The following is a 12,798-nucleotide window of genomic DNA, read 5'->3' on the forward strand; positions in this document are numbered from 1 at the left end:
CTGGGGAGATGGGAAGGGGTCAGGACGAGTTCAGGGTGGCGAAGGCGATGACGTTGTCGCGGTAGCTCTCGGCCGACCGGTCGAACTCACCACCGCAGGTGATCAGGTGCAGGCGCGGCTCGGAGTCGGGCAGCCACACGGTCTCGGTGGGGAACTCGTCCTTGTCGTGCTGTTCCACACGGTCGATGACGAACTCGAGCGACTCGTCGTCCGCTGTGTCCACGACGACCCGGTCACCCGGCTCGAGCTCGTGGAGGCGGTGGAACACGTCCGGGCCCTCCCTGGTGTCGACGTGTCCCAGGATGGCGGCCGGGCCGGGATCGCCGGGCGCGGTACCGGACTCGAACCAGCTCATGTCCCCGAAGTCGGGAACCTCGAGCTCGCGGTCGTCGATCCCGGTCCGGGTGAGGGGGCCGTTCACATCGATCGCCGGGATCGCCACGGCGACCGGGTCGGCGACAGGGTCGGCCTCGCGCACCGAGCGGTACTCGCGTGCCGCGTCGAGGCCGGACGGCGCGGGAATCGCGTTCGACTCGTCCGCCGTGGAGGGACCCGCACCGGCACCGTTACCCGACCCGCAGGACGTGAGCGCGAGTGCCAGCAGGGCAGCGCCGGTCGCGGCGGTGCAGAGCCGCCGGGCGGTACTCGTCATGGGAGTCCTTTCGACCTGGTGGGTACGGGCCCCGGCCGCCGGGGCGACCGGGGCCCGGGTCATCACAGGCGCGGCGTTGCCGCCGGGGGTGTGTCAGCGGGTGGTGCCGCCCCCTCCGGTCTCGACACCACCTGCGGGCATCTCCCCGCCCATGAAGTCGACGATGCCGCCGGACAGCGCCTCGGCCGTGTCGTACATGTGGTTGTACGCGTCGTAGGCGCTGCCGTACGCGCTGTCGTACTCCGCGCTCTCGAACGCGTCGACCTGGTCGACCAGGTCATCGACGTGCTTCTGCAGGCCCTCGGCGACGACCTCGGCCGGGATGCTGCCGTCGGAGGCCCCGTCGAGGAACTGCGAGAAGTCCGCGCGGTACTGCTCGAGCCGCTGGAGCGCCTCCTCCTTGGCCTGCTCGTCGCCCTCGGCGAGGCCCACCGTGTACTGCACGAAGAAGTCGATGTGGTCGGCCCACATCTCCATGAATGCCTGTCCGCCTTCCTCGCCGAACACGCCGGAGATCGCGCCGGTCAGGTCCCGGGTGTTCTCGTCGAGGGCCCCCGCGATCGCGTCGAAGTCGTCCTGGCCGGAGACCCCGGCGCGCATGGCCTGCATCGCTGTCTGGGCGTGCTCGCCGAGCAGCTTGCCAAGGTCCGACCGCAGCTCGACCTCCGGGCTCTCCGGGTCACCGGTGAACCCGTCCTGGGTGGCCACGATCGCGTTCGTCAGGCCCTGCGCGGTGCCGAACATGTGCGCGTAGGCCGCACGGGTCTGCTCGGCCGCACCTGCGTAGTCCTCGGCCGCGTACGCGTCGACCTGGGAGACGAGCTGGTCCACGTGCTCCTGCAGCAGCTCGGCGACGGCGTTCTGCGGTAGCTCGCCATCGGTCGCCCCGTCCAGGAACCCGCCGAAGTCCTCGCGGTACTGGTCGAGCCGCTCGATGGCCTCGTCCTGCGCCTCCTGATCGTCCTCGGCGACGCCGGTGGTGTACTGGACGAAGAAGTCGATGTGGTTGGACCACAGCTCGTTGAACCTTTCGGCGCCCTCGTCCTCGTAGACCGCGCTGATGGACTCGGTGAGGTCCTCGGTGTTCTTCTCCAGGGACGCGGCGGCGGCGTCGAAGTGATCCTGCCCGGCGACACCGGCCCGCATCGCCTCCACAGCCAGCATCGCGTGCTGGCCGAGCTGGCGCTCCAGCGTGATCCGCAGGTCTTCCGCGGTGAGGTCACCGGCGGTCTGCGCGGCGCCGCCGCCGTCGGTTCCTGCCGCGGGCTCGACCGGCGCCGCGGTGCCTCCGGTGCCGCCGCAGGCCGACAGGAGCACAACGCCGGCAGCGGGCAACGCGACAAGCGACATTCGAGAGAGTCTCGTCATGGCTATCCCTTCCTTCGTGGTGTGAGCGGGTAGCACAAGGAATTCGGAGCGCGCCGTCACGCGGATGGGTTGCCTGTGGGGAGAGTTTCTCCGGATCTCGCCGTGTGCCAGGAGGCGTGTGCTCGAGCAGGCGGGCTCGTGAACAGGTTCCGGAGCGCAGCGAGGGGTGTGGTCCGCGCCGGCAGGCACGGACCACACCCCTCGCTGGCCTCGTCGGCGGGACTACGGCATGAGCACCGCGTCGATGATGTACACGGTGGCGTTGGCGGTCTGTACGTTGCCGCACACGACCTGGGCATCGCCGTCGACGGTCACGTTCTCACCGTCGGCCGTGGTCTGCACCGAGCTGCCCTGCAGGGTCTCGAACTCGCCGTCGCCGAGGTCGTCGAGGGTCAGGCGCTCGTCGACGACGTGGTAGGTCAGCACATCGGTCAGCGCCTCCTGGTCGGCGAGCAGCGCGTCGAGGTCCTCGGAGGGGATGGCCTCGAACGCGTCGTTGGCGGGGGCGAACACCGTGATGTCCTCGGCTCCGTTGAGCGTGTCGACCAGCTCGGCCTCACCGACAGCCGTCACCAGAGTGGACAGCACCGGGTTGTTGGAGGCCGCGGTCGCCACCGGGTCCTGCGCCATGCCGTCGAAACTGCCGTCCCCGTCCTCGGGAACGGCGTCGCAGGCCGCCCCGAAGGGCTGCCCGGTTGCGCCTGCGCCCTCGTCGGCGCCCTGTCGGGCGTCACCCTCGCCGGTGCCGTTATCGGTTTCCGCAGAGGCGTCCCCGGACGCTGTCTCCTCGTCCCCGGCCGTGTCACACGCGCCGAGCAGCATCGCGGTAGCCGCGACACCAGCGAGGATGCCTGCCGTACGTTTCGTTCGCATCAGTGATCTGTCCTTCCTGTGGTTACCCGCGGCCCCGTTCGCGGGGCCGCATGCTTGCTCATTCGGTCACGGTTACCGCGACCGAATGCCATCCGGTTGCTCCGTCCGGGAACGGATCAACACGCTCTTGCGGCTGCAGGTCGCCCGCGCCGTCGGCGGCCCTGACCTCGATCCGAGGTGAGCCGGGTGTCACCTGCACGGTGGTGAGCCACTGGCGCCACGTGTCGTCGCTGACCGGCTCGGACAGCTCGGCGTCCTGCCAGTCGCCACCGTCCACACGCACCTGCACAGTGCTGATCCCCCTGTGCTGCGCCCATGCGACCCCGGCGACGGTGATCTCTCCCTGCCCGAGGTTCTCGAGCGGGCGCGGCACGTCGATACGCGATGCGGTCTTGACCGTGCCGACCGGGTCCCAGTCCCGCTCGGTCCAGTACGCGTCGACCTCGTCGAAACGGGTGACATCGAGCTCGACGACCCACTTGGTCGCCGAGGTGTAGCCGTACAGACCGGGCACGATCATCCGCGCCGGGAACCCGTTCCGTGCCGGTAGCGGCTCTCCGTTGAGTCCCACGGCCAGCAGCGCGTCCCGCCCGTCGAGTACCGTCCCCAAGGGGGTGCCGATCGTCATACCGTCCTGCGACCTGCTCAGCAGCTGGTCCGCCCCACCGTGCGGGCCCGCCTCGCGCAACAGCCGATCCAGCGGGAACCCCAGCCACCGGCCGGTACTCACGTAGGGGCCACCGACCTGATTGGACACGCAGGACAGCGTCAGGTCCCGCTCGACGAGCTCGCGCTCGAGCAGCTCCTCGAAGGTGATCTCCAGTGGCCTGTCCACGGAGCCACCGATCCGCAGGGACCACTGCTGAGCCGGGACCTGCGGTATCACCAGTGCGGTGTCCACGCGGTAGAAGTCGCGGGCCGGGGTGAAGAACGGGCCGAGGCCGTCGACAGCGAACCGGTGTCCGGCCGGGAGAGCGGGAGCCGGACTCGCCGGTTCCGGCAACGCGATCGCGGCCCGCGAGTCGGCGACGTCGAACAGCCGCGCTTGCAGCATCCGGCCGCCGAGTCCGGCGGCCACCGCCGCACCGGCAGTACCGGCCCCGGCCAGCAGCAGGGTCCTGCGAGGCAGGGGGTTGTCGGCACCGGCGGCGGAGCTGCCGTCCTGCTGTGCGGTGTTTACGGCTTCCGCCCCCGCGCGCGGGCGCGGGCGTGTCAGCCGGGTCAGCGCGGCGAGCGTGGCGACGGAGATGACCGCCGCCGCGCTCGCGGGCAGCGCCGCGGTAGCGCCACTCTGCGCGGTCGCCGCGGCGGCGGCCATGCCGATGCCTGCCAGCGCCAGCAGCAGCGCGGCGCCCGCTGCGAGCCTGCGCAGGGCGATGTAGCCGGCAGCGGCAGCGGCGACCGCGAGGATGGTGACCACACCGGCTACCAAAATCGGCCGGTGTCCGGAGCCGAAGGTGCTGACCGCGAACTCCTGTAACACGCGCGGTGTCAGGGCGATCACTCCCGACCCCACCGCCACGACCGGCGAGGTGTCCGGTCCGGTGGCGGCTGCGACGAGCTCACCGGCACCGAGGCCGGCGGCGGTGGCGACGAACCCGATGCTCGCGCCGGCGGCCAGCCGTGCGGTCCGCCTCCGGGCAGGCTTCGCGGTGGTGTTCATACCCGTCCTTCGGTTCTGTGCGTGGTGCGGATTGGCCACACCGGGGAATCACTCCGCGGTGTGATCAGCGGCGGGTCAGCGAGACCCCGAGGAGCACGGCGGCGCTGGCCAGGTGCAGAACGTTGTCCGCGTGGTTGAGCGCGAGCAGGTTGAGTGCGGAGCTGGTGACGAACAGCCCGAGTACGCCGACGAGCAGGTAGATTCCCCCGACGAGCCCGTTGACCCCCGCGGCGTACTTGACGCCGCGCCACGCGGCGAGGCCGAGCAGTGCACCGACACCGATGTGCACCAGGTTGTGCAGCGGGTTGACCTCGAAGATCAGCAGGTGCGAACCCTCCGTTGCGGCGAACCCGGTGCCTGCGGTGACGGCGAATCCCACCAGCCCGACCAAGACGTAGACGGCGCCGAACAGCGCTCCGAGTACCCGGTTGGGTGACGTGCTGGTCGACTGGACACTGGTTCCCATGACGTTCTCCTCACCGTGATGAATGGGTCTTGCGTCCGGTATTCGAGGACGGGTGGTCGTTGGATTGGTCCGGATCCGGGTCCCGTGGCAATCCGGGCGAGTCCGTGGTTCGAATACACTGCGAGAGCGACCCAGCGACGAGGTGATTCATGCACGGCGGAGCACAGCAGCGGCGGCTACGACGATGGCGTCCCGTGAACGAGGAGGCGTCACCGACGCCCGACGAGCTGGTGTCGTTGACCGCCCTCGGTGACGAGTACGCGTTCGCGCGCCTCTACGACGCGTTCGCCGACAGGATCTTCGGTCTCGTCAAGCGGGTGATGCGCGACCCGTCCCAGTCCGAGGAGGTCACCCAGGAGGTCTTCCTGGAGATATGGCGGACGGCGTCGCGTTTCGACAGTAGCCGGGGCAGTGTCGCCGCATGGGTCATGACGCTGGCGCACCGGCGGGCGGTCGACCGGATCCGTTCGGCACAGGCCTCGACGGAGCGGGACACGCGCGTGGCCTACCAGGAGGACCAGCCGTTCGACAGCGTGTCCGAGGAAGTCACCGGAAGGCTGGAACGCCAGCAGGTACGGCGGTGTTTGGAGACGTTGACGATGCTGCAGCACGAGTCGGTGAAGCTCGCCTACTACCAGGGCTACACCTACAGCGAAGTCGCCGGCCTGCTCGATACGCCGCTCGGCACCGTCAAAACCAGGCTCCGGGACGGCTTGATCCGGCTGCGCGACTGCCTGGGGGTGACAGCATGAACGCCGATATCCACACGTTGACGGGCGCCTACGTTCTCGACGCGCTGTCGGCGGGCGAGCGCGAGGCGTTCGAGGAGCACCTCGCGCAGTGCGCCGACTGCTCCCGGGAGGTGCGTGAGCTCCGCGAGACGACCGCCTACCTCGGTTCCGCCGAGGCCGCTGCGGCGCCCGAACGGCTGAAGTCGCGGGTGCTGGAACAGGCGCGAACCACACGGCAGCTTCCCCCGGACGAGGGCCCCATCGTTCCGATCAAGGGGCGCAAGTGGCCGTTGCGCGTCACGACCGCCGTGGCCGCCGCGGGCGTGGTGGCCGCGCTCGTGCTGGGCATTCAGGTGGGGCTGACGAACCAGGAGCTCAGCGAGACCCGGCAGGCGCTCGAGCAGAGCGAGCAGGTCTACGGCGAGCTCGCTGATGTGCTCACCGCCGCGGACGCCCGCGTGGCGACCGGCGAGGACGAAGTGGGGACGGTGACGGTCGTCTACTCGGACAGCGCGCAGAAGCTGACCGTCATCCCGAACGAGCTGAGCGACCCTCCGGACGACCGCGTCTACCAGGTGTGGTTCCTCGACGGGGACGCTCCGACGTCCGCGGGACTGCTGACCCATGCGGACCGGCCGATGGTCACCAGGACGGCATCCGAGGCGGCGCAGCTCGGCATCACGGTCGAGCCGGCAGGCGGCTCGGAGGCACCGACGACCGACCCCGTCATGATGATCTCGCTCGACACGTGAGGGTGCCGGCGGCGACGCGGCGATCCCGGTGTGACCTCAGAAGTCCGCGCAGACCAGCCGTTCATAGCCGGCATGGACCACGATGGACTCCACTCCCGCCGCGCGCGCGTCCTGTTCGGACTCGGCGGTCGCCGTGGCGTTACCGCCGTCATCGGCCGTGCTCCTCGCTGCCGGGAGCGGGGTCGCCACAACCCGCGAGCAGCAACGCGGCCGCCGGTAGCACCAGCAACGTCCTCGTGCCCGGCCTCGTTCCCGTTCGCCGTGTCATGAAAGGTATCCGCACTGTCCGTAGCCTCTCCTTCGGAGTCGCCGGGCCGGTATCCGGCCGGGGTGCGACGATGACAGGTACCCGTCCGGAGTACCGTAAGCGTGGGCCGCAGGGCCTCGCAGCGCCCCGTGACGGTCGCAACAGCGATGTTCCGAGATGTTCCGATCGTGCCGATACAGGGGCAGTACCAGGCGATGATGGTGAGGGCGATGACGGAGCGGCTGCTCACGTTCCTGGTGGCCGGGATTACGGTGCTGGCGGTCACTGCGTGCTCGGGAGACGAGGAATCCGGTGGCCCTGGCGGTCACGAGGGCACGTCTCCGAGCGCCACCCCGACGCAGGGCGGGGAGGAGGACACCGCTGCGGAGGAGCCCGGCGGGGACGTCGAGGTGCTCGAGTTCGAGATCTCCGACGGCCAGGTGCGGCCGCCGGTAAGTCGCGTCCCCGTCGAGCACGGCGCGAGCGTGCGGATCGAGGTGACCAGCGACCAGCCGGACAGCGTGCACCTGCACGGCTATGACCTGGAGGTCGCCGTCGGGCCGGGCGAGGACGGTGTCCTGGAGTTCGATGCCGATCAGGCGGGCCGCTTCGAGCTCGAGACGCACGACACCGGCCTGGTTCTTGCCCAGCTGCTCGTTCGATGAGTATGCCCGGCGAGGTGCTGGCGCACGGCGTCGGCGGTCGGGAGGACCTGCCGATCCCGTTCCCGTTCGCGCTCGCAGGCGCGCTCGCGGCGCTGCTGGCGACGTTCGTGGTGCTGGGCGTCGCCTGGCGCGACTCGCGCTTCGAGGGGCGTGCCGGGCGACGCAGGCTGCCCCGACGGATGTCGCGGGTGCTCGATGCGCCCTCGTTCCGGTGGACACTCCGCGTCGCCGGGCTGGTGGGCGCGTGCTGGCTCGTGGGTGTGCTGCTGCTCGGACCGCAGGACAGCAGGGACAATCCCGGTCCCCGCGTGCTGTACGTGCTGATGTGGGTGGGGCTGCCGCTGGGGTCCGTGTTGCTCGGGCCGCTGTGGCGAGCGCTGAACCCGCTGCGCACGGTGCATCACGCCGTCGCGCGCCTCACCCGTACGCCGCCCGACGGGCTGGCGCGGCTACCCCGGGCCCTGGGTTACTGGCCTGCGGTGGTCACGCTGGCGGCGTTCGTGTGGTTGGAGCTTGTCCCGCCGGACCGGGCTATGCCACCGGTCGTGCTGCTCGCCCTGAGCATCCATGCCGCCGTGATGCTCATCGGAGCGCTCGTGTTCGGCAGGGAATGGTTCGCGCGCGCCGACCCGTTCGAGGTGTACTCGACGCTGGCCGCCCAGCTGGCGCCGTTCGGCCGCGACCGTGCCGGGCACCTCGTCGTGCGCAACCCCTTCCACGGTCTCGCGGCGATCCCGGCATCGCCGGGGTTGACCGGTGTGGTGCTGGTCCTGCTCGGCTCGACCGCGTTCGACAGCCTCTCCGACTCGCCGCGGTGGCTGCAGCTGGTACAGGGGAACCGGTCGGTCACGCTGCTCGGCACGATCGGGTTGGTCGCGGCGATCCTGCTGCTCACGGTCGCCTTCCTCGCCGTCGCGCGGGTCACGGCCGCGCTCGGTGGTGGCTCCCGCCGGATAGCGGCCCGGTTCGCGCACTCGCTGTTGCCGATCGCCATCGGGTACGTGCTCGCCCACTACTACTCGCTGGCTGTCGTGGAAGGCCAGCGCACGCTGATCCTCGCGGCCGGTTCGCTCGTCCCCGGCGGGAACGCGTTCGGGCTCACCCGGGCCGACGTCGATCTCACGCTGGTGCCGCCGACAGCGGTGGCCACCGTGCAGGTCGGCGCGGTCGTGGCAGGCCACGTCATCGGCGCGATCGCAGCACACGACCGCGCGATGCACCTCTTCCCGCCGCGCAGGGCGCGCATCGGCCAGCTTCCGCTGCTGCTGCTGATGGTCGCCTACACCTATCTCGGCCTGACGCTGCTGTTCGCGGCGTGACGCCGAGAGCCCTCGGTGCGGGTCACGGCCGGGCGGCAGCGCTCCACGAAGGTTTGCGGACCGAGAACCGGTTCCCCGTCCGGTGCACAGCCCGAGTTACGAGTCCGGGCCGGCCACGTACGTTGCCAGCCTGCCCAGAGTCTGCCTGCCGCCCTCGATCGCCCCGTAGCGCTGCACAGCACGGTCGCGCAGCTCCCGGGTGGGAAACTCGGTGCGCAGGCAGACCCCGGTCGCGTCCCCGTTGTCTTCGAAGGTCACGGTCGTCTCGAAGGCATCGGGATCGTCGGGGGACTGTCCCTGGACGAACCGGATGCGCTCCGGACGTACGATCTCACGCCAGCGGATCCAGTTGGCATAGTCGGTCCCGTCCGGACCGTGCATCACGAAAGTCCATTCTCCGCCCTCGCGGAACTCGAAGGCTGTTGTCGTCGTCGTGAACCCGTCAGGACCCCACCACCTGGCGAGGTGATCGATGTCCGTGAAGGCCTCGAACACGAGCTCCCGGCGGGCGCCGATGGTTCGGGAGATCACGGTCTCCCGCTCCGATGTGGCCTGCCTGCTCCCCGGTTCGCTACCCGTCGCCGTCATCGCGCTGTTCCTTCCTCTCGACATGTTCCAGCTGCCGGACGTAGGCGTCCAGCCGGTCGAAACTCTCGTTCCAGAATTCCTCGAAGCCGCCGACCCACTGGTGAACCGGCTGCAGGCCGCGCGCATCGAGGCCGTACAGGCGCTGCTTGCCCGACTCGCGGACGCGCACGAGTTCGACCTGCCGTAGCACGCGTAGGTGTTTGGATGCCTGCGGCTGCGTGAGCCCCAGTTCCGCCGCCAGTTCCAGTACGGATCGCTCGCGCTCCCTCAGCAGCACCAGGATGTCGCGGCGCTGTTTCTCCGCGATCGCGTTGAATACGTCCGAGGTCGTCGCGGCACGTGCCATGCAGCAATCATATACTGATATCGGCATATGTCAAGCGGGGTGCTGTCAGGATGCGGCGGAAAACTCCCGGGCACGGCGCCATACCGCGGCCGCCGCGAGCTGTGACCCCACGTCGAGTTTGGTGAGGATCGCTCGGATCTGGGCGCGAACCGTGGCAAGGGACACGCCGAAGTCGGTGGCGATGGCGCCTGCCTGCTTGCCCTCGGCGAGCCACTCGAGAACCTCGTGTTCCCGTGGCGACAGCCGCGCCAGCCGTTCGGTGGCGTCGGACCGGTGCGCGCACTCCTCGCGGGCACGGGCGCAGGCATCCTGGTATGCGCTGATGAGGGTGTCGTGCTCGCGGGGATTTCCCACCGTCTCGCCAGCCGCGAGCGTGCGTATCGCGTGGACGAGCGAGTCCGCACCGGAGGATTTGCTGACCCAGCCGGCGGCCCCCGCGGCGAGCGCGGCGCCGATGCGTTCCCGCCCGGCGTGACCGGTCAGGATCAGGACGTCCCAGCCGCGGCGGCGCAGTGGCGCGACGAGGTCGGCGCCGTCACGCCCGTCGCCGAGACCGAGATCGAGAAGCACGATGCCTGCCGGCAGTCCCTCCGCTGTCGCGAGAACCGTCTCCGGTACGCAGTCGGTGCAGCTGCGCGCGTCCAGCCCTGCCGCGCGCAGAGCCATGACCAGTGAGGTCGCGACGAGTACGTGGTCGTCGACCAGCAGGACGGTGTGGTTCTGGGGCTTCTCGGTCATGCCGTGCTCCCGAAGGTGCTGGGACGTGCAGTGTGGCGAGCGCTCCCGACAGGGCGAACGAGGGGCCGAGCGCGAGCGACCCACCGTGCCGGTGCAACAGCGCGGCGGACTCGTGGAGACCGATGCCGAGCCCGCCCGACCGCGGGTCGCGAGCTCCCCGCGGGAACGTGGCGCGCGAGGCCTCTTCCGGTACGCCGGGGCCGTCGTCGTGGACGGCGATCCGTACCCAGTTACCGCTGCGACGGGCGGTGACCTGTACGGGTGCTCCCGGCGCGTGCCGTGCGCAGTTCGTGAGCAGGTTCGTGATCACCTGTGCCAGCGCGGACCGCGGGATCGCGGCGGCGAGCTCGGGCTGCGCGTCGAGCCGGATCTCGGCACCGTCGGCGCGGTGCAGCAGCACCAGCCGGGTCAGCTCGGCCGCGACGTCGACATGGCGGTCCTCGTCGCAGCCGTGGTCACCGTCGATCATGGAGCGCAGCCGCCCGAGCTCGGCACGCATCGCCGTGCCGAGCTCGCGTATGGCCGCCGCGTCCTGCTGCTCGGGCGAGTCGAGTGCCTCTGACGCGCCGGACAGCCCCGCGACGAGGTTACGGAGCTCGTGATCACGGGTCGCCGCGCGTTCCTGGTTCTCCCGCAGGGCGTGCACGGACTCTTCGGCCTGCCGTGCTTCGAGCTCGCGCCGCTGCCGCAACTCCAGGACGACTTCTCGGGCTCGCAGTGCAAGGGCGAGCACGACCACGGCGACGCCGAGCAGCCGGAGGGCCGGTGCGGCGTAGGCCGCGTGGTCCAGCCGCACGTCAGCCGGTACGTGGAGCAGGTGTGCGGAGCCGATCAGCGCGATACCGAGTCCGGCACGCCACCGCAGCGGGTTGCACACGTACAGGCCGTGCCCGGCCAGTGCCACGGCCAGCAGGAGCGATACGGCGAGGACGACGGCCTCCAGCCAGGAGAAGCCTGCGACGAGGGAAGCGAGGGGCGGAACGCGTTCCACCACAACCGCGGTACCGATCGAGACGGCGGCCCAGCCTGCGAGGCTCACCCACCAACGCGACCACCGGGATTCCCACCCGCGCAGCGACACTGCGACCAGTGTCAAGGCCGTCACGGAGGCGACGACACGGCCGGCGTCCAGGCCTGCGATCGTCTCGACGGAACTGAACTGCGCCGCGTTGAACGGCACCACGACGATGCCGTACATCGCCAGCCCCGCGCCCAGCGGCGACAACCTGGCCTTCTCCTGCGCACTGTCCGAGATCTGGCTGATCAGATGCGCCAACACGGCTGCCGCCGCCGCGCCACCCGCGGCCGCCAGGGTCAGCACGAGGTAGGTGCCCTGCGGATGGAGCGCAACGATTCCCGGCAGCACGGCGATCGCGTAGGTTGTCACGGTGAGCGACCCGACGGCGACGAGCTCGCCACCCGCGCGCCAGCGATACGGGACGGCGAGCCGGTACGGCAGCGGGTTCGTGTGTCCGATGCCCACATCGACACTCGTCATCGGCGCAACTCCAGCGACACTCTCGCACGAGATATAGGTCCTTGTACCACTGTCGCGAGCATCGTCCGAAACGTTACGAATCGCAGGTCGTGGCGTCACGTAGGCGGGGCCGCCCGGCTTCGGTGCCTGCGGGCCGGTTATGTACCGGCGCTACAGCCCCTCTCTCCGCTCCGGCGGTGTACGGTGTGGCTTCCGGCCTCCGCGCGATCGTGCGACGAGCGCGATCCCCGCACCGAGCAGCCCGGCAGCCAGCGCCACGACCGGAGCCGCGCCGAACCCGGTTACGGCCAGATCGGAGCCGCCGTCACCGCCCGCCGCCACCGGTTCGCTGCGGCCGGAGGCCACTCCTCGGGCTGTGGCGGCCAGCACGAACTCCACCTCGTCGCCCTGCACGACGTTGCCGACGGTCCGGGGTACGTCCAGCCGGAGGAGGTACTCCTCGCCGGCTCCGGGACCGATCGAGATCCCGGTGCCGATGCCGTCGCCCGCCCGATCCAACCGGACGGGCCCGGCGGTGGAGCCGTCCGGCCCGGCCAGCTCGATCCGGGTGTGCTTGCCCAGCTCGCCCTCACCCGAGCCGCAGCTGACGTCGACCTCTTCCTCCGGCTCGTTACACCCGTTCTCGCTCTCCCTCAGGATCTCCGTGGCGAGATCGACGGTGGTGCTCTCCTCCAGCGTGTTGCTGAGCAGTACCCGGGTCTCGAGTGTGGCGCCCGGCGCGAGTGCAGCCGCGCCGTCGAAGGGGTGACCGTCGAACTGGATGCCGTCGGCGGTGACGGTGATCCGGATCTCCTCGGGTTCCGCATGGGCGGCTCCGGCGAGGACCGGAAGTACCAGCATCACCGCGACGATCCCGTGGATGGCGCGTCCAGCGGCTCGCAACCCCGGCACG

The 12,798-nt window shown here is 70.3% G+C and carries 14 protein-coding genes and 1 pseudogene; 4 read left to right on the top strand and 11 right to left on the bottom strand.

The features are described 5' to 3' along the window. Positions 1 to 19: 19 nt before the first annotated feature. The 5 genes from CHB84_RS13630 to CHB84_RS13650 all read right to left on the bottom strand — a co-directional run bounded on the left by CHB84_RS13630 (position 20) and on the right by CHB84_RS13650 (position 5,022). Positions 20 to 652, bottom strand: a complete 633-nt coding sequence (locus CHB84_RS13630; RefSeq protein WP_176439949.1) for a class F sortase — start codon at positions 650 to 652, stop codon at positions 20 to 22. A 93-nt stretch (positions 653 to 745) separates the two neighbouring features. Further along, complete coding sequence (locus CHB84_RS13635) at positions 746 to 2,020, bottom strand: copper amine oxidase (RefSeq protein ID WP_141134686.1); 1,275 nt, start codon at positions 2,018 to 2,020, stop codon at positions 746 to 748. A 222-nt stretch (positions 2,021 to 2,242) separates the two neighbouring features. Next, positions 2,243 to 2,893 carry a fasciclin domain-containing protein gene (locus CHB84_RS13640; RefSeq protein ID WP_217898546.1) on the bottom strand — a complete coding sequence of 217 codons (651 nt, stop codon included), beginning with the start codon at positions 2,891 to 2,893 and terminating at the stop codon, positions 2,243 to 2,245. Positions 2,894 to 2,951: 58 nt separating this feature from the next. Next, positions 2,952 to 4,556 (bottom strand): molybdopterin-dependent oxidoreductase, encoded by a 1,605-nt coding sequence (locus CHB84_RS13645; RefSeq protein WP_089301984.1) that lies wholly within the window; start codon positions 4,554 to 4,556, stop codon positions 2,952 to 2,954. Positions 4,557 to 4,620: 64 nt separating this feature from the next. Beyond that, complete coding sequence (locus CHB84_RS13650; RefSeq protein ID WP_089301985.1) at positions 4,621 to 5,022, bottom strand: DUF4383 domain-containing protein; 402 nt, start codon at positions 5,020 to 5,022, stop codon at positions 4,621 to 4,623. 149 nt (positions 5,023 to 5,171) lie between these two features. Here CHB84_RS13650 and sigK point away from each other — a divergent pair, with 149 nt between their 5' ends. Further along, positions 5,172 to 5,774, top strand: a complete 603-nt coding sequence (sigK, locus tag CHB84_RS13655) for an ECF RNA polymerase sigma factor SigK (RefSeq protein ID WP_089301986.1) — start codon at positions 5,172 to 5,174, stop codon at positions 5,772 to 5,774. Beyond that, positions 5,771 to 6,505 carry an anti-sigma factor gene (locus tag CHB84_RS13660; protein ID WP_089302089.1) on the top strand — a complete coding sequence of 245 codons (735 nt, stop codon included), beginning with the start codon at positions 5,771 to 5,773 and terminating at the stop codon, positions 6,503 to 6,505. Before sigK ends, CHB84_RS13660 begins: the two co-directional genes overlap by 4 nt. A gap of 36 nt (positions 6,506 to 6,541) precedes the next feature. Here the strand turns inward: CHB84_RS13660 and CHB84_RS22925 are convergent, their stop codons facing one another. After that, a complete protein-coding gene (locus tag CHB84_RS22925; protein WP_176439950.1) occupies positions 6,542 to 6,694 on the bottom strand; it encodes a hypothetical protein in 153 nt (50 codons plus the stop codon). A gap of 288 nt (positions 6,695 to 6,982) precedes the next feature. Here CHB84_RS22925 and CHB84_RS13665 point away from each other — a divergent pair, with 288 nt between their 5' ends. Further along, positions 6,983 to 7,417, top strand: a complete 435-nt coding sequence (locus tag CHB84_RS13665) for a cupredoxin domain-containing protein (protein ID WP_141134687.1) — start codon at positions 6,983 to 6,985, stop codon at positions 7,415 to 7,417. Continuing rightward, on the top strand, positions 7,414 to 8,736 hold the full coding sequence (locus tag CHB84_RS13670) for a hypothetical protein (protein ID WP_089301988.1): 1,323 nt from the start codon (positions 7,414 to 7,416) through the stop codon (positions 8,734 to 8,736). Before CHB84_RS13665 ends, CHB84_RS13670 begins: the two co-directional genes overlap by 4 nt. A gap of 96 nt (positions 8,737 to 8,832) precedes the next feature. On the opposite strand, the gene CHB84_RS13675 is transcribed toward CHB84_RS13670, so the two are convergent. The 5 genes and pseudogenes from CHB84_RS13675 to CHB84_RS13695 all read right to left on the bottom strand — a co-directional run bounded on the left by CHB84_RS13675 (position 8,833) and on the right by CHB84_RS13695 (position 12,797). After that, entirely contained in the window at positions 8,833 to 9,324 is a 492-nt protein-coding gene (locus CHB84_RS13675; RefSeq protein ID WP_089301989.1) for an SRPBCC family protein, read from the bottom strand. Next, a complete protein-coding gene (locus tag CHB84_RS13680) occupies positions 9,308 to 9,670 on the bottom strand; it encodes an ArsR/SmtB family transcription factor (protein ID WP_089301990.1) in 363 nt (120 codons plus the stop codon). Before CHB84_RS13680 ends, CHB84_RS13675 begins: the two co-directional genes overlap by 17 nt. A 45-nt stretch (positions 9,671 to 9,715) precedes the next feature. Then, positions 9,716 to 10,408 (bottom strand): response regulator, encoded by a 693-nt coding sequence (locus tag CHB84_RS13685; protein ID WP_089301991.1) that lies wholly within the window; start codon positions 10,406 to 10,408, stop codon positions 9,716 to 9,718. A gap of 31 nt (positions 10,409 to 10,439) precedes the next feature. Further along, positions 10,440 to 11,906, bottom strand: a pseudogene (locus tag CHB84_RS23915) (sensor histidine kinase); the annotation flags it as partial. Positions 11,907 to 12,056: 150 nt separating this feature from the next. Further along, the gene (locus tag CHB84_RS13695) at positions 12,057 to 12,797 is read right to left on the bottom strand and encodes a hypothetical protein (protein WP_089301993.1); all 741 of its coding nucleotides are present in this window, start codon (positions 12,795 to 12,797) and stop codon (positions 12,057 to 12,059) included. Position 12,798: the final 1 nt, after the last annotated feature.

This window comes from Haloechinothrix alba, assembly GCF_900188115.1.
Lineage (GTDB): Bacteria > Actinomycetota > Actinomycetes > Mycobacteriales > Pseudonocardiaceae > Haloechinothrix > Haloechinothrix alba.